16 protein-coding genes are annotated in these 15,875 nt (G+C 72.1%); 6 read left to right on the top strand and 10 right to left on the bottom strand.

The genetic code is table 11. From position 1 onward, the window contains the following. Positions 1-3 precede the first annotated feature (3 nt). The 4 genes from M8542_RS27965 to M8542_RS27950 form a co-directional block, all read right to left on the bottom strand. Positions 4-1,500: an ArnT family glycosyltransferase gene (locus M8542_RS27965; protein WP_257923239.1), complete on the bottom strand. Its 1,497-nt coding sequence runs from the start codon at positions 1,498-1,500 to the stop codon at positions 4-6. Next, entirely contained in the window at positions 1,491-2,234 is a 744-nt protein-coding gene (locus tag M8542_RS27960; protein ID WP_257923238.1) for an ABC transporter permease, read from the bottom strand. The genes M8542_RS27965 and M8542_RS27960 overlap by 10 nt, the downstream gene beginning before the upstream one ends. A gap of 10 nt (positions 2,235-2,244) precedes the next feature. Next, a complete protein-coding gene (locus M8542_RS27955; RefSeq protein WP_257923237.1) occupies positions 2,245-3,150 on the bottom strand; it encodes an ABC transporter ATP-binding protein in 906 nt (301 codons plus the stop codon). 138 nt (positions 3,151-3,288) lie between these two features. Next, positions 3,289-3,807, bottom strand: coding sequence for a ribonuclease FAU-1 family protein (locus tag M8542_RS27950; protein WP_257923236.1), 519 nt, complete (start codon positions 3,805-3,807; stop codon positions 3,289-3,291). Between the two features lie 98 nt (positions 3,808-3,905). On the opposite strand from M8542_RS27950, the gene M8542_RS27945 reads away from it, so the two are divergent. From M8542_RS27945 to M8542_RS27925, 5 genes are all read left to right on the top strand, one after another. Further along, the gene (locus M8542_RS27945; protein WP_257923235.1) at positions 3,906-5,645 is read left to right on the top strand and encodes a DUF5685 family protein; all 1,740 of its coding nucleotides are present in this window, start codon (positions 3,906-3,908) and stop codon (positions 5,643-5,645) included. Positions 5,646-5,838: 193 nt separating this feature from the next. Further along, positions 5,839-7,995, top strand: a complete 2,157-nt coding sequence (uvrB, locus tag M8542_RS27940; protein WP_308210294.1) for an excinuclease ABC subunit UvrB — start codon at positions 5,839-5,841, stop codon at positions 7,993-7,995. Between the two features lie 62 nt (positions 7,996-8,057). Beyond that, complete coding sequence (locus M8542_RS27935) at positions 8,058-8,330, top strand: type II toxin-antitoxin system VapB family antitoxin (protein ID WP_257923234.1); 273 nt, start codon at positions 8,058-8,060, stop codon at positions 8,328-8,330. Then, the gene (locus M8542_RS27930; protein ID WP_257923233.1) at positions 8,327-8,725 is read left to right on the top strand and encodes a type II toxin-antitoxin system VapC family toxin; all 399 of its coding nucleotides are present in this window, start codon (positions 8,327-8,329) and stop codon (positions 8,723-8,725) included. The genes M8542_RS27935 and M8542_RS27930 overlap by 4 nt, the downstream gene beginning before the upstream one ends. Continuing rightward, on the top strand, positions 8,722-9,063 hold the full coding sequence (locus M8542_RS27925; RefSeq protein ID WP_257923232.1) for an MmcQ/YjbR family DNA-binding protein: 342 nt from the start codon (positions 8,722-8,724) through the stop codon (positions 9,061-9,063). Before M8542_RS27930 ends, M8542_RS27925 begins: the two co-directional genes overlap by 4 nt. A 3-nt stretch (positions 9,064-9,066) precedes the next feature. Here M8542_RS27925 and M8542_RS27920 read toward each other — a convergent pair whose 3' ends face one another. Both M8542_RS27920 and M8542_RS27915 read right to left on the bottom strand, forming a co-directional pair. Then, positions 9,067-9,459, bottom strand: a complete 393-nt coding sequence (locus tag M8542_RS27920; RefSeq protein ID WP_257923231.1) for a VOC family protein — start codon at positions 9,457-9,459, stop codon at positions 9,067-9,069. A 60-nt stretch (positions 9,460-9,519) separates the two neighbouring features. Continuing rightward, the gene (locus tag M8542_RS27915; RefSeq protein WP_257923230.1) at positions 9,520-10,911 is read right to left on the bottom strand and encodes a S28 family serine protease; all 1,392 of its coding nucleotides are present in this window, start codon (positions 10,909-10,911) and stop codon (positions 9,520-9,522) included. Between the two features lie 212 nt (positions 10,912-11,123). Between M8542_RS27915 and M8542_RS27910 the strand changes: the two genes are divergently transcribed. Next, complete coding sequence (locus M8542_RS27910; protein ID WP_257923229.1) at positions 11,124-11,627, top strand: SRPBCC family protein; 504 nt, start codon at positions 11,124-11,126, stop codon at positions 11,625-11,627. Here the strand turns inward: M8542_RS27910 and M8542_RS27905 are convergent. The 4 genes from M8542_RS27905 to M8542_RS27890 all read right to left on the bottom strand — a co-directional run. Beyond that, the gene (locus tag M8542_RS27905; protein ID WP_257923228.1) at positions 11,624-12,364 is read right to left on the bottom strand and encodes an enoyl-CoA hydratase/isomerase family protein; all 741 of its coding nucleotides are present in this window, start codon (positions 12,362-12,364) and stop codon (positions 11,624-11,626) included. The two genes, M8542_RS27910 and M8542_RS27905, sit on opposite strands and share 4 nt — an antisense overlap. A gap of 18 nt (positions 12,365-12,382) precedes the next feature. Beyond that, positions 12,383-12,853: a hypothetical protein gene (locus tag M8542_RS27900; RefSeq protein ID WP_257923227.1), complete on the bottom strand. Its 471-nt coding sequence runs from the start codon at positions 12,851-12,853 to the stop codon at positions 12,383-12,385. Position 12,854: 1 nt separating this feature from the next. Further along, positions 12,855-13,778 (bottom strand): ABC transporter permease, encoded by a 924-nt coding sequence (locus M8542_RS27895; protein ID WP_257923226.1) that lies wholly within the window; start codon positions 13,776-13,778, stop codon positions 12,855-12,857. Beyond that, positions 13,775-15,875: ATP-binding cassette domain-containing protein (locus M8542_RS27890; RefSeq protein WP_257923225.1), on the bottom strand; the 2,101-nt coding region annotated here is incomplete at its 5' end. The genes M8542_RS27890 and M8542_RS27895, both read right to left, overlap by 4 nt.

The following is a 15,875-nucleotide window of genomic DNA, read 5'->3' as shown; positions in this document are numbered from 1 at the left end:
GCCTCACGTATGCGTGTTCACCAGCTTCGGCCACAACGCGGACCACGGTTCGACCCGGCCGGTCGCCAGCCACAGCGGCGCCCCGTCGAAGTAACTCGGTTTCGCGGCGCCGGTGTCCACCTTGCCGATCGGCCGCACGTCGGCGAAGTGGCCGAGCAGCGACCGCGGGTTCGCGCCCACGAACAGCACGTCGGTCGCGGATTCCGGGGGCACGACCAGGGTCGCGTAGCCGCGGTTGCCGCTGGCCGGCTCGGGCAGGCCGAGGTCGCGGCCGTAGCGGTCGAGGGCACTGGCCTCCCAGTACGTTTCGGTCACCACCGCCGTGTGCTCGCGGCCGGGCAGGCTCGCGAACGCGCCGGCCACCGAGCGGGTGGCTTCGGGTGCGCCGATCTCGGCGAAGGCGAACACCGGTGAGGGCAACGACGGGTGTTCGGTCAGCCAGGCCCGCGGCCAGATCGGCAACGCGACGGGCAGCACGAACACCACCGCGAGCACGTAGCACGGCCAGGTCGCGAGCCACCGCCACCAGCGGGACGGCTCCCGGCGTTCGAGCGCGACCGCGGCCACCGCCCAGCACACCGGGTACATCCCGGCGACGTAGTAGAACCGGCCGTTCACCGCCAGGAACACGATGGTCAGCAGCAGGGTCGTCCAGCCGAGGAAGCGCAGCTCCCGATCGCGCAGCAGCCGCCAGAGGCCGTAACACAGCAACACCGCGCCCACCGGGAGCCCGGCGGTGACCAGCGCCGTCGGCAGGAACGTCAGCCGGCCGCCCCAGGTCCCGCCGACCTCCTCGGAGATCGCCGCGCCCATGCCCAGCTGCGGCCAGCCGTGCATGGCCTGCCAGACGAGCGTCGGCACCAGCGCGACCACGGCGATGCCGGCGCCGAGCCACAACGCGGGGCGCCGCACCAGGTCCCGCGGGCCACAGGCGAGCATCGCGACCCCGGCGGCGAGCCAGAACCCGCCGATGAGGAACTTCGTGTACAGCGCGACCGCCGTCACCACGCCGGCCCAGACGAGCAGGCCGTCGGCGCGGGTGCGCAGCCACCGGACCAGCAGCCACAGCAGCAGGGTCCACAGGAACGGGTCCACTGTGGACGTCGCCAGGTAGTGCCCGCCCGCCAGGAAGTTCGTCGAGACCGCGAAGGTCGCGGCGGCCAGCGTCTGCGCCTTGGCGCCGCCGCCCAGCTCCCGGGCGATCAGCGCGGTCAGGACGACACCGCCGAGCATCGCCAGCATGGCCGGGATCCGCAGGACGAACGGCGAGTGCCCCAGCGTGTCCATCGTCCTGGCCAGCAAGGGAAGCAGCGGCGGCTGGTCGACGTACCCCCACGCCAGGTGCCGTCCGGCGGCGAGGAAGTACAGCTCGTCGCCGAAGTAGCCGTAGCGGTTCGCCGTCAGCAGCAACGGGATCGCCATCAGCGCCGTCACGACCGCCACCGGCACCGCGGCGACGGGCCGGACGACGGCCGGGGCGGGCGCGGTCGTCACTCCCATCGGAACACCCGCGCCGCGATCGTGGTGCTGACGACGGCGAAGGCCGCCATCGCGCCGAGCTGCAGCACTTCCGGGGCGTCGCCGGCCCAGGTCGCGCGCAGCGCGTTGAGCGTCGCGCCGAGCGGCAGGACGTCGGCGACGTGCTGCAGGAAGACCGGCAGCTGCTCCTTCGGCACCCAGACCCCGCCGAGCGCCAGCATCGGGAAGAACACCGCGCTGCCGATGCCGCTCGCCGCGCGCCCGGTCGGCGCGAGGGCCGCCACCAGCAGGCCGACGGAGAACAGCGCCAGCGCGCCGAGGACGAGCGAAACCAGGAAGCCACCCGGGTTGCCCGGCAGCGGGATGCCGAGCACGAGCCCGCCGACGCCGGCGATGAGCAGCACCACGACCACCGCGGCGGCCAGGTTCACCAGCAGCTGCGCCGCGAGCAGGCGGCTCGGCGGCACCGGGCTCGCGGAAAGCCGCTTCAGCAGGCCCTTTTCGCGGTAGGTGCCCATCGCGTTCGGGAACAGCGTGAGCGCCAGCATGGCCAGCAGGATCGTCACCGCCATCGGCGCGATCACCGTGGCCAGCGCGCTGTGCCCGCCGTACTTCGGGTCGGGCTCGTTCGCGCCGGGCATCAGCCCGAACACCAGCAGCAGCGCGAGCGGGATGCCGACGACGACGGCCGGGGCGCCGGGGTCGCGCAGGAACACCTTCGCCTCGGCGGCGGTCAGTTTGGTCAGGACAGCCATGGTTTCCCCCTCATTCCGGCCGGTGGCCGGTCAGCGCGACGAAGGCGTCGTCGAGGCCGGCCTGCTCGACCCGCAGGTCGCCGGCGATCACCCCGAGCCGGGCCAGCTGCGACGTCACGGCGTGGAGCACGTTGCCGTGGCCGTGGACCACGAGCTGCCCGCCGCGGGTCTCGACCCGGCGGACCTCGGGCAGCGCCTCGAGCGCGCCGGGGTCGAGCGGCGCCGACGGCCGGAACCGCACGACCTGCTCGTCGGTGACCCCGGCGACCAGCCCGGCCGGGGTGTCCACGGCGACGACGCGCCCGGCGTCGATCACCGCGATCCGGTCGCAGAGGCGCTCGGCTTCGGCCATGAAGTGCGTGACCAGCAGGATCGTCACGCCCCGGTCGCGGACGGCCTCGATCAGGTCCCACGTGTCGCGGCGGGCCTGGGGGTCGAGGCCGGTGGTGAGCTCGTCGAGCACCGCCACCTCCGGGCTCCCGACCAGCGCGAGCGCGATCGACAGCCGTTGCTGCTGCCCGCCGGAGAGCTTCTTGTACGCGGTGTTCCGGTGTTCGGCCAGCCCGAGCGTGCTCAGCAGCCGCTCCGGGTCGGCGGGCTCGCGGTAGAAGGCCGCGTAGAGGTCGATCAGCTCGCCGACGCGCAGCTTGTCCTGCAGCCGGCCTTCCTGCAGCTGGACGCCGACGCGCTGGCGCAGCTCCACCCGGTCGCTTCGCGGGTCCAGGCCCAGCACCGAAAGCCGGCCGCGGTCGGGTGTCCGCAGCCCTTCCAGGCATTCGACGGTCGTCGTCTTGCCCGCGCCGTTCGGGCCCAGGATGCCGAAGATCTCCCCGCGTTCGACGGTGAACGACACGTCCTCGACCGCGACCTTGTCCCCGTACCGCTTGTGGAGGTGCTCGACCTCGATGACCGGCATCCGCCGTCCCCTTCTCGATCCGTGTTCCGATGGATCGAGAATCGCGCGCGGACCCCCTCCGGCGAATCATCACAACGGTCCGACCTCGGGTCCTCCGGCGGAGGACCCGGGATCCACCGTTCGGAGGATGCGTCGCCGCTACGAGTGCCGCCGCCAGGTGAGCGTGATGTCCTTCGCGGACAGCCAGGCGGCGAGGTCGTAGCCGTGTGCGGCCAGGCCCTCGACGGTCGCGTAGGTGGTCTTCAGCGCGTACTCGGCGTCTTCGGCCGAGAGCAGGCCGGCGGCGTGGGCCTCGAGGAGCTCGTCGGTGTCGATCACCCGCAGCGAGAGCTTGTCCTTGAGCACCAGGTCGACGTAGAGGTCGGTGGCGACCCAGCGCGGGCCGTCGCGGTGGACGCGGACGACGTCGAGGTAGAAGTCCTGGTCGCGTTCGTGGCCGGGGGAGAACCAGAAGTCGGTGAGCCGCAGGCCGAAGCCGGGCAGCAGCCACGACTCCAGGTAGTGGAACTGGGCGCGGCCCGGCGTCGGGCGGGCGAGGTAGAGGCCGAACGGCTCTTCGCGGTACTCGTCGACTTCGCGGAGCACGCCCTTCGGGTCGATGTTCGCGCGCTCGGCGGGGTCGAAGACCTCGACCTTCGGCGGGTGCAGTGCGGCCATGCGGTCATCCTGCCGGGCCGGTCACGAATCGCGTACTCCCGCCGCGCGCGCCACACGTTCGGGCTAAGGTGCGCCGACCGTGATCGAGGGGGCTGGGGATGTTCGGGATCATCAGGCCGTGCCGGCACCGGCTGCCGGAAAACCTGCACGCCGACTGGCTGGCGCACCTGTGCGGGCTCTGCCTCACGCTGCGCGACGAACACGGGCAGCTCGCCCGCGTCGTCACCAACTACGACGGCCTGATCGTTTCGGCGTTGGTCGAGGCGCAGACACCCCGCGTGGAGCTGCGCCGCGACGCCGGACCGTGCCCGCTGCGGGGCATGCGTTCGACGTCGGTCGCCCGCGGTGAAGGAGCCCAGCTGGCGGCGGCGGTGTCGCTGGTGCTGGCGGCGGCGAAGATCGGCGACCACGTCTCGGACGCCGACGGCGCGTTCGGCCGGCGCTCGGTGGCCTTCGCGGCCCGCCGGGTCGCGGCACGCTGGTCGCAGCAGGGGAGCCGCACGGGCGGCCGGGTCGGGTTCGACACGGCGGTGCTGACCGACGCGGTCGCGCGGCAGGCTTCGGTGGAGCGGGTGGTCGGCCTCGGTGACTCGCCGTTGCTGGCGACCGAGCCCGCGGAGCTGGCCACGTCGGCGGCCTTCGCCCGGACGGCTGCCTTGGCCGGACGGCCGGGGAACGCGGCACCGCTGGCCGAGGCGGGTCGCCTGTTCGGCCGAGTGGCCCACCTGCTGGACGCGGTCGAGGACCGGGCGGCCGACGAGGCGGCGGGAGCGTGGAACCCGCTGTCGGCCACGGGAACGTCGTTCGCCGAGGCACGGCGGTTGTGCGACGACGCGGTGCTCGGGGTCGAGCTGGCGTTGCGGGAGGCCGAGTTCGCGTCGCCCGGGCTGGTGCACGCGTTGCTGGTGCACGAGCTGCGCCAGGCGGTGCGGCGGGCGTTCGGGCATGGGGTGGCGCATGGGCTCGGTGCGGGGGCCGGTGATTGTGCGGTGCACGCGGCGGACTCGGGGCCCGGACATGGCTCGGAGTCCGGTGATTGTGCGGTGCGTGGGGTTGGTGCCGGGCCGGGTTCGGTGCTTGGGCGTGGCTCGGAGTCCGGTGATCGCGCGGCACCTGGAGCCGAGCCGGGCTCGGAGTCCGGTGATCGCGCGGCACCTGGTGTCGAGCCGGGCTTGGTGCTCGGGGGCGGTGGCCAGTGGCCGGGCGACCCCGCCGGGCAACAGCCGCCGCCCGGGTGGATCGGGCCTGGGCCGAGGCCGCAGCAACATCCGTACCAGCCTTCGCCGTACCCGCCTCAGGGGCCGCCCGGGTGGGGTGGTTCTCCGCGGCCGCAAGGGTTTCCGCCGCCGGGGCCGGTTCCGCCGCCCGGCGCGCCCGGGCCGGGCGGGGGCGGCCCGCGTGGCCCCGGTGGGCCGGGTGGTCCCGGCGGCCCTCGAGGTCCTGGTGGGCCCGGAGGCCCAGGTGGCCCGGGCGGCCCTGGTGGGCCTGGAGGCCCAGGTGGCCCTGGAGGTCCTGGTGGCCCGGGTGGCCCCGGTGGTCCCGGAGGCCCTGGAGGTCCTGGTGGCCCGGGCGGTGGCGGCCCCGGCGACCCCGAGCCGGAGTCACTGGACGGCAAGGGCGGCGGCCTCTGGTACCCGAAGTTCGCCGTCCCGCCCAAGAAGCGGAACTTCTTCCTCGGCTGCGCGCTCACGCCGTACATGTGCTGCACCTGCCAGTTCTGCTGCCGCGATCCCTACCCCGGGCCGTGGAGCGGGAATCCGCATTCGGCCGGCGGTTGTGACTGCGGCGGTTGTGACGGTTGTTGCGACTGTTGCTCCTGTTGTGACTGCAACTGCTGAGGTGGACCGCGATGGCCGGGGCTCGCGCGCGGTTTCGGCCGCCGACCGGGCCCCGACCGGGCCCCGACCGCGTGCCGGCGTCCTGCTTCGGCGGCGACGCCGCGCCGGGCCGAAGTCGCCTCCGTCACCGCGTTCCGCCCCCGCTGACCAGGGCCGACGGAAATTGTCGGTGGTGGGGCCTACTCTGGTTCCCGTGGCTTTCGCAACCGAACACCCCGTACTCGCCCAGTCCGACTTCCGGCCCGTCTCGGAGATCCCGCGGACCGGCGGCCGGTTCGAGGTGGTCAGTGACTACCAGCCCGCCGGTGACCAGCCGGCGGCCATCGACGACCTCGAACGCCGGGTCAACGCCGGCGAGAAGGACGTCGTGCTCCTGGGCGCCACCGGCACCGGCAAGTCGGCGACCACGGCGTGGCTGATCGAGCGCGTCCAGCGGCCGACACTGGTGATGGCGCCCAACAAGACCCTGGCCGCGCAGCTGGCCAACGAGCTGCGTGAGCTGTTCCCGCACAACGCGGTCGAGTACTTCGTCAGCTACTACGACTACTACCAGCCCGAGGCGTACATCGCGCAGACGGACACCTACATCGAGAAGGACTCGTCGATCAACGACGACGTCGAGCGGCTGCGGCACTCGGCGACGATGAACCTGCTGTCCCGCCGCGATGTCATCGTGGTCGCGAGCGTGTCCTGCATCTACGGCCTTGGCACCCCGCAGTCCTACCTCGACCGGTCCTCGAAGCTCGAGGTCGGCATGCAGCTCGACCGCGACGTCTTCCTGCGGGCGCTGGTCGACGTGCAGTACACGCGCAACGACATCGCGTTCGCGCGCGGCACGTTCCGGGCGCGCGGCGACACGGTCGAGATCATCCCGGCGTACGAGGAGCTGGCGATCCGCGTCGAGTTCTTCGGCGACGAGGTCGAGAAGCTCTACTACCTGCACCCGCTGACCGGCGACATCGTCAAGGAGGTCGACGAGGTCCGGATCTTCCCGGCCACGCACTACGTCGCCGGGCCGGAGCGGATGGAAAAGGCGATCCAGGGCATCGAAAAGGAGCTCGAAGAGCGCCTGGCCGAGCTGGAAAAGGGCGGCAAGCTGCTGGAGGCGCAGCGGCTGCGCATGCGCACGGCCTACGACATCGAGATGATGCGCCAGGTCGGGTTCTGCTCCGGCATCGAGAACTACTCGCGCCACATCGACGGCCGGGGGCCGGGCACCGCGCCGGCGACGCTGATCGACTACTTCCCGGACGACTTCCTGCTGGTCATCGACGAGTCGCACCAGACCGTCCCGCAGATCGGCGGCATGTACGAAGGCGACATGTCGCGGAAGCGGAACCTGGTCGAGTACGGCTTCCGCCTGCCGAGCGCGGTCGACAACCGGCCGCTGACCTGGGAGGAGTTCTCCGACCGGATCGGCCAGACGGTGTACCTGTCGGCGACACCGGGGCCGTACGAGATGGGCCAGGCGGGCGGCGAGTTCGTCGAGCAGGTCATCCGGCCGACGGGCCTGGTCGACCCGAAGGTGGTCGTGAAGCCCACCGAAGGCCAGATCGACGACCTGGTGCACGAGATCCGCGAGCGCGCGGACAAGGACGAGCGCGTCCTGGTCACCACGCTGACGAAGAAGATGGCCGAGGACCTCACCGACTACCTGCTGGAGCTGGGCATCCGGGTGCGCTACCTGCACTCGGAGGTCGACACGCTGCGCCGGGTGGAGCTGCTGCGGCAGCTGCGGGCGGGCGACTTCGACGTCCTGGTCGGCATCAACCTGCTGCGCGAGGGCCTCGACCTGCCGGAGGTGTCGCTGGTGGCGATCCTCGATGCGGACAAGGAGGGCTTCCTGCGCAGCGGGACGTCCCTGATCCAGACGATCGGCCGCGCGGCGCGAAACGTGTCGGGCGAGGTCCACATGTACGCGGACAAGATCACCGACTCGATGCAGCACGCGATCGAGGAGACGGACCGCCGCCGCGCGAAGCAGGTGGCCTACAACGAAGAGCGCGGCGTCGACCCGCAGCCGCTGCGGAAGAAGATCGCCGACATCCTCGACCGCGTGTACAGCGAGGCGGAGGACTCCGAGCAGGTCTCGGTGGGCGGCTCGGGCCGCAACTCCTCGCGCGGCAAGAAGCCGGAGCAGGGTGACCGGGTGCGCAGCTCGGGCATGCTGGTCGACAAGAACGTGTCGGCGATGCCGCGCGCCCAGCTCGCGGACCTGATCCAGCAGATGACGGACCAGATGATGCAGGCGGCTCGCGACCTCCAGTTCGAGCTGGCGGCCCGGCTGCGCGACGAGATCTCGGACCTGAAGAAGGAGCTGAGGGGCATGGACGCGGCGGGCATCAAGTAGCGGCCGGCCGGCGAGGGGGACGGGCGATGGAAGTATTACACCATCGCCAGTACCATTACACCATGGCGATGAACATCAAGGACCCGGAGGCCGAGCGGCTCGCGGCCGAGGTCGCCGAACTGACGGGCGACACCAAGACCGGCGCCGTCCGGGAGGCCTTGCGGCTGCGTCGCGATCAGCTGGTGGCGCGGGAAACCGCTGCTCGTGACGGCGCCGCGTTCGTCCGGTTTCTCGAAGAGGAAATCTGGCCTCAGGTGTCTCCCGAAAACCGGGGTGTGCCGATCGGCAAGGCCGAGCGCGAAGAAATCCTCGGTTACGGGCCGGGTGGCGTGTGATCATCGACAGCTCCGCGATCATCGCGACCATCACCGGCGAACCCATGGCGAAGGCTCTCGGCCAGGCGATCGGTTCCGCCCGGTCCTGCCGTATCGGCGCACCGACGCTGGTCGAGACGACTCTCGTCCTGGTGCACAAGGAAGGCCCGCGGGGAAAGGCTCTGTTGGCGGACTTCCTGCAGCAGCGGCGGTTCGACGTGATCTCCGTCGGTGACGCGCATTGGCGGTCGGCGCAAGTGGCCTTCATGCGGTTCGGCAAGGGGCGGCATCCGGCCGGCCTGAACTTCGGGGACTGCCTCACCTATGCCACCGCGTTCGTCGCGGGGGAACCGTTGCTCTGCACCGGAGACGACTTCCCGCAGACCGACCTCGAACTGGTCGGACTCGAGTCGTGAACATCGAAGCCGTCGTCGCCTACTGTCTCGGCAAGCCCGGGGCCGAGGAGACCTATCCCTTCGGGGACCACGTCCTCGTCGCCAAGGTCGGTGGCAAGGGGTTCGCCTTCATCGGCCAGGAGCCACCCGGCAGTGTCGCGCTCAAGTGCGGCGCCACCAAGGAAGAAGCCGCCGAGCTCCGGGAACGCCATCCGGAGGCCGTCACCGTCATGGACTACCTCGGCCGCTACGGCTGGAACCGCGTTGACCTCGGCCACGCGGTTCCCGAGCTCGAAGAGCTCATCGACGCCTCCTACGACGACGTCGTCCGCCGGCTGCCGAAAGCCCAGCGTCCCTAGCTCTCACACCTGGGGTGCCGGTGCTTCGGAGTCCGGCTGCAGCATGCCGAAGATGTTGCCCTCGGTGTCCTTGCAGTACGCCAGCCACCCCACGCCCGGCACCGGGTTCTTCGGGAGCGCCAGCGATCCGCCCGCGTCGCTCACCGACGCCAGCGCCGCGTCGAGGTCGGTGACCGCGATCGTGTTCACGTACCCGTGGACCGGGGCCGACTCCGCCGGCGGCGGGCCGACGCGCGGCACCAGGCCGCCGTCGATGCCGTCGCCCTCGCCCGTGGAAATCACCCAGTAGGGCGCCTCGCCCCAGCGTTCGAACTTCCAGCCGAACACCGCCGAATAGAACTCCACCGCGCGTTCGGGTTCGCCCGCGTGGATCTCGAAGTGAACGGGACGAGGCATCGTGGCCTCCTCGGGCCGGGCCGGCAAGGTGCCGTGAGACTACGCCCGGCCCGGGGAAACTCACAGGGGTGGCCGCTCCGAAAGGGTGAGGTCCGCGTCGAAGTCGGGGAACCCGGCGGGTGCGCTGCGAGCCGTCAGCGCCGACGTCGCGGGGAGCCCGGCCCAGCGCCGGACCGTCGCCGTCGCCGCGGCGGCGTCCGCCGGGGCCAGCTGGGCGATCTTCGACCCGTGGTTGCCGCCCTGGACGTAGTAGCGGTACGAATCGCGGCTGCCGAAGCCGAGTTCGAACGGCTCCGCGCCCCACGGGTCGTTCGAGCCGTAGACGAACAGCAGCCGCGTGCCGCGGGACTTCACCCAGAAGTCGACGTCGGGCATCGCCAGGTAGTCGAAGCGCGGGATCCGGACCGACGACGGCACGAACGTCTTCGGCTGGTCGGCGCCCGGGTAGCGGAGCAGGTCGCGCAGGTAGCCGTCGTACGCCTCGGGCGAGCCCAGCTGCGCGGCCGCCTGGTAGTAGTACGGGATGAACGGCTCGAGGTCCTGGTCGGAGTAGGTGTTGAGGCTCTCCACCTTCTCGTACCAGGCGTAGACCTCGGCCGCGGGCGCGCCGGCCTTCGGGACCGTCGCGCAGTCGGCCTGCGTCTGGTACTGCCAGAACGCGAAGTACGAGTCGATCACCGAGATCTCGAGAGACTTGTCGGCCGAGCCGACGATCGAGAACGTCAACCCACGCTTGGCCGCGTCGGCCGCGGCGATCGCCCCCAGCTCGTCACGCCGCTTCAAAGCGTCGCGCTGGATCGCCTTCAGGTTGTCGCGGCACGCCGGGTCGTTGCCGACCCGCGAGAGGAACCGGTTGTAGACGTCGACCGGGTCGATGACGTCGTTGGGCGCGACGTACGGGATCGTCGCGTCGACGTCGTCGGGGAAGAAGCGCCGGAAGTACGTGGCGGTCATGCCGCCCTTGCTGCCGCCGGTGGCCAGCCACTTGCCCGGGTAGATCGCCTTGAACGCCTGCACCGCGCGGTGCTCGTCGGCCGCGGCCTGCCAGATCGTCAGCTGCTTCGCCCAGTTCTCCGGCTGGGGCCGCGAAGGCGTGAAGTAGCGGTACTCCATGGACAGCTGGTTGCCGTTGACGATCTGCGTCGGCTCCGACCGGTTCGGTGCGGTGCTGACGTTGTAGCCGCTGGTGAAGGCGACCGTCGGCGCCGAGAAGTCGCGGTGCAGCAGGGTGAACCGCTGCTGGAACGTGCCCGCGCCGGGGTGCCGGTGGTCGGCGGGCTGGGTGAACGTCAGCTCGAAGAACCGGTAGCCGGCCGGCGCCGGGTCCTCCTTGACGACGGTCAGCCCGGGGATCTTCGCCAGCGCTGCCGTGATGTCGGGCGCCGCGGCCGCCGCGGGCGCCAGCCCGACCACCGCCAGCAGGGCCGCGACCGCGGTGAACAGTCTGCGCATGGAAGCACCCTCCCCAGTCCCGGAACCCACCGTGGGACCTTCACAGAATCGGCCGCGGTCGGCAATCGGCTGTCCGGGCGCAGCTGCGGTCAGGATGCGACTTTCGGCGGGTGGCGCGGCCGCCGGGTGTGGCACTGTGCGAGTTGTTCACGCGTTCCGCGCCGCGTTACGGTCCGAAGCCGTAGGCACCGGCAGCGAGCGAGGGGTCCGCCATGAAGGTTTCCGACTGCCCGACGACCCAGGTCGAGGTGCGCATCGCCGCGGGGCCGGCCGACGTCTGGGCCTGGCTGGTGGACGTCGACCTGCCGGCCCGGTTCTCGACCGAGTTCCAGGGCGGCGGCTGGGTGCCGGGCTGCGAGCCCGGCCTGGGCGCGCGGTTCACCGGCCGCAACGCCCACCCCGTCGCCGGCGAATGGGAGACGGTGTCGACGATCACCGGGTACGAGCCCGGGCGCCTGTTCGCCTGGGCCGTGAACGACGTGACGGACCCGGCGGCGTCGTGGCGCTTCGAGCTCGTCCCGGACGGCGACGGCACGATCCTGCGCCAGTGGGCGCGGATCGGCCCCGGCCCGTCGAACCTCACCGCGATCATCGGCTCGATGCCCGAGCACGAGGACGAGATCGTCGCGATGCGGCTGGGGGAGCTGCAGGCCAACATGCAGAAGACGGTCGAGGGCATCAAGGCCCTCGCCGAAAGCGGCGTCCCGGCGGTCTAGCGGAGCACCTTGTCCACATAGGACTTGACCGCGGCGAGCGCATCGGGGGCCCGCCACAGCCGCTCGACCTCGGGGTCGTCGGTGTGCCGGTGCTCGGCGATCCGCTCGTGGAAGGGCTGCCGGATCTGCGCCTTGGTGTGTGCGAACGCCTCGGCCGGCAGCTCCGCGAGCCGGGTCGCGACGGCCAGCGCCCGCTCGAGCACGTCCGCCGGGGCCACCAGCTCGTCGACCAGGCCGCGGGCGAGCGCGTCCTCGCCGCCGTAGACCTCACCCGAGTAGGTGAGCGAGGGCAGCGGCGCGGTGCCGTAGGCGCAGCGCAGGATCTCCAGCGCGGCCAGCGGGAACGGCACCCCGACCAGCAGCTCGGTCACGCCGATGGAGCCGGTGCCGAGCACGCGGTGGTCGCACGCGGCGGCGAGCACCGCGCCGCCGGCGATGGCGGGCCCGTTCAGCGCCGCGACCACCGGACGCGCGAAGCCGAACACGGCCAGCAGCGCGTCGGACAGCGCCGGCAGGAACTCCGACACGTAGGACGCGCCGCCCTCGTCGACCCGCTTGAGGTCGACCCCCGCGGAGAAGATGCGCCCGGTGCCGGTGAGCACCACCGCGCGGGCCTGCGCGACCTCCTCCAGCCGCAGCACGAGCTCACGGCACGAGTCCGTGTCGAGGGTGTTGGCGCCGCCGTGGTCGATCCGCAGCACGGCGATGTCCTGGTGGCTCTCCAGCTTGATCGGCACGCGCCCGACCGTAACCGCTCAGGTGGGGGCGCTCAACCGCACGACGCCGAAGTGCTCGCGCCGCACCAGCTCGGTGACCTCGTCGCGGGTCGGCAGCCGGCCGGCCGGGAAGCGCAGGCCGATCTGCCGCGCCGCGCCGCGAAGCCCCAGTTCGGTGATCCGGTCCAGGTAGAGGGCCACGACGACCGCTTCGTCGTCGAGGAGCACGCCACGCATCGGCGTCGTCCGGCCGGCGAACTTGACGTCGGCGTCCGCGCCGCCGGCGAAGTTGTGCCGCCAGCCGGCCGGCGTGAGGACGTACAACCCGGCCGCGTCGCGGTGCGCCGTGACCGGGACCCGGTAGCGCCGCCCCGACCGGCGGCCGGTGAAGGCGAGCAGCAGGAACTCGCGGACGCCGCGGCCGAGCGGGCTCGGCAGCAGCACGCGAAGCACCCCGTTGAACGCCTTCACCAGCGGCGCGGGCGGTTGGTGGCCCTCGACGGCGGCCACGTCAGCTCGTGATGTCCTTGCGGGCGAACCGCCGTCCCGCGTACAGGAAGAACACCGTCCCGTAGAGCACCGCCGACAGCATGCCGCTCGCCAGGTTCGTCCAGTCGACGTCCGTCGAGATCAGGTCCATCCACGAGAACGCGTAGTGCGTCGGCAGGTAGTTGCGCAGGCCCTCCAGCGCCGTGATCTGGTCCAGGATCTGCGACAGGATCGCCACCAGCACCGCGCCGCCGACCGCGCCGAGCGGGGCGTCGGTCGACACGCTCAGCGCCAGCGCCAGCCCGGCCACCCAGGCCAGCTGCAGGATGATGTACACAGTGGACAGTGCGATGGCCAGCAGGCTGTCGCCGAAGGAAACCGCGTCGCCGGTCGGGCTGATCGCGTCGCCCGCGCCGTACCAGAGCACCCCGACACCGAGCGACACCAACGGCAGCAGCACCAGCGCGAACGCCGAGAGCAGCCCCGACACGATCGCCTTCTGGCGCAGCACCCGCTGCCGCGGCACCGGCACGGCCAGCAGGTACTTCAGGCTCGACCACGACGCCTCGCTCGCGATCGTGTCGCCGAAGAACAACGCCACGATCATCGGCAGCAGGAACGTCCCCGACACGAACAACGCCAGCACGACGAAGTTCGGCGCGGACGCCGTCGCCAGGTCGACGAACCCGCCACTGCGCCGGTTCGGGTTCGACTGCCCCGCCTCGAACGCGATCACCAGGATGAACGGCAGGAGCGCGACGAACCCGAGCAGGAACTGCGTGCGCCGCCGCTTCAGCTGACGCCGCAGCTCGACGCCCAGCCGCAGCGTCCGGCGCGCCGCGTACCCCTCGACCGCGCCGTCCGCTCCGACACCGGCGTGTTCGGCCGAAGCGACGTCGCTCAGTTCGTCGAGCGCGTGCGGATCGGTGTGCACACCCTCGCTCATGACTCATCTCCGACCAGTTGCAGGAACGCGTCTTCGAGCCGGCGCCGGGGCCCGGCCTGCTCCACCGCGACACCGGCGCGCACCAGCGCGGCCACTCCTTCGGCCCGCGGCAGTTCGCCGAGGTTCGCGTGCACGAGCTCACCTTCGACGTCGACGTCGGTGACGCCGCTGAGCGCCTTGAGCGCCGCGGCGGCCGCGGCCGGGTCGTCGACCCGGAACGTCGCTTCGCCGCCGGCCGCGGCCAGCTCGCCGACCTCGCCCGAGGCCACCAGCGAGCCGCGGTGCATGACCACGACGTGCGTGCAGGTCTGCTCGACCTCGGCCAGCAGGTGGCTGGACACCACCACGGTGCGGCCGGTCGCGGCGTACCGCTTCAGCACCTCGCGCATCTGGTGGATCTGGGGCGGGTCGAGCCCGTTGGTCGGCTCGTCGAGCACCATCAGCTCCGGCAGGCCGAGCATCGCCTGGGCGATCGCCAGCCGCTGCCGCATGCCTTGGCTGTAGGTCCGCACCCGGCGTTCGACGGCCGAGCCGAGCCCGGCGATCTCCAGCGCCTCGCCGAAGTGCGCCTTCTCGGCCGGCCGCCCGGTCGACGCCCAGTACAGCTCGAGGTTCTCGCGGCCCGAGAGGTGCGGCAGGAAGCCGGAGCCCTCGACGAACGAGCCGATGCGCGAGAGCACGGGCGCGCCACCGGTGATCTTGTGGCCGAAAACGCGGATGCTGCCCTCGGTCGGCGTGATCAGACCCATCAGCATCCGCAGCGTGGTCGTCTTGCCCGCGCCGTTCGGCCCGAGCAGGCCGAGCACCTGCCCCGGCTCGACGCGGAAGGAGAGGTCCTTCACCGCGACGAACCCACCCGCGTACTGCTTGCGCAGCCCCTCGATGACCAGCGGGGTCTTGGCCAGTGCCGGATCGATGTCGGTGGCCCGGCGTCGGCGCAGCGCGGCGAAGAGCACCACGGCCAAGGCGATCGCCAGCGTCACGCCGATGCCGACCAGCTGCCCGACCGGAGCCGGCGAGCCGACCGACGTCCCGGGCACGACCGGCACGGCCAGCGCGGTGCCGCCGGCCAGCGCGACCCGGAACACCGCGGGCGCGGCCGGGGAGGCGAACGCCTGGTCGGTCGTGCCGACGACGAGCCGCAGCGAGTGCCCGCCCTCGATCGGGCGGACGATGCCGGGCAGCGTCACGGTGACCTCGACCGGGTTGCCGTTGGCGGGCAGCCCGCTCACCCGGAACGGCGCGATCGCGTTCGACGGCAGCACGCGGGAGCCGTCCTGCCCGACGTCGTAGAGCTTCGCGAACAGCACCGCGTCCGGCTGCGGGTGCGCCGGGTCCGCCGCGACCTGCAGCCGCACGGTCGACGAGCCGCTGACGACGATCTGCCCGTCGACCGGCGCGGTGGTGAACTGGGCGGCCTGGCCCGGCGGGTCGTTGCTGAACAGCGCGCCGAGGCGCGACGAGCTGCTCGCGACGCCGTTGAGGCCGGGGATCCCGCTGACCGCCGAGGGGTTGGCCCCGGCCGGCCGCACCACGGCCTGGGCGGGGCCGGTCATCGGCAGCAGCCGGCGTTCGGTGGCCGGGCCGGTGAGGCCGGGGTAGGTGTCGGCGCTGACCGTGCGGACCGACGGCGTTCCGTTGGCGCGCAACGTGCCCTGGACGTCGTAGCTGAAGCCGGTGCCCGGGTCGCCGCCGTTCACCGCGGTCCAGAGGAAGTCGCCGATCTTGCCGCGCAGCTGCGGTCCCGGCTTGCCGCCGTCGTGGCCGCCGGTGTACCAGATCGTGCGGACCTTGCCGCCGGCTTCGGTGATCTGCCGGGCGGTCGCGTCGGACTGGTCGAGGCCGAACAGGGTGTCGCTCTCGCCCTGCACCAGCAGCGTCGGCACGGTGATCTTGTCCGTCACGGACACGGGGGAGACGCGGCGCAGCAGATCGACGCTGGCCTGGCTCGCCTGCCCGGTGGTGCCCAGCTCGGTGTAGGCCTGGCAGACCGCGGCGGTGAACCGGCCGCACGGGTCGGCCGGGCCGCCCCGGGGCCCGCCGCCGGCGCCCGCCGGCAGCGCGGGGACGGCGGCCGCCGCGGCCGTGCCCCCGGCG

This window comes from Amycolatopsis iheyensis (genome assembly GCF_024703995.1).
Taxonomy (GTDB): domain Bacteria; phylum Actinomycetota; class Actinomycetes; order Mycobacteriales; family Pseudonocardiaceae; genus Amycolatopsis; species Amycolatopsis iheyensis.
This window is presented reverse-complemented; position numbering and strand designations above follow the sequence as displayed.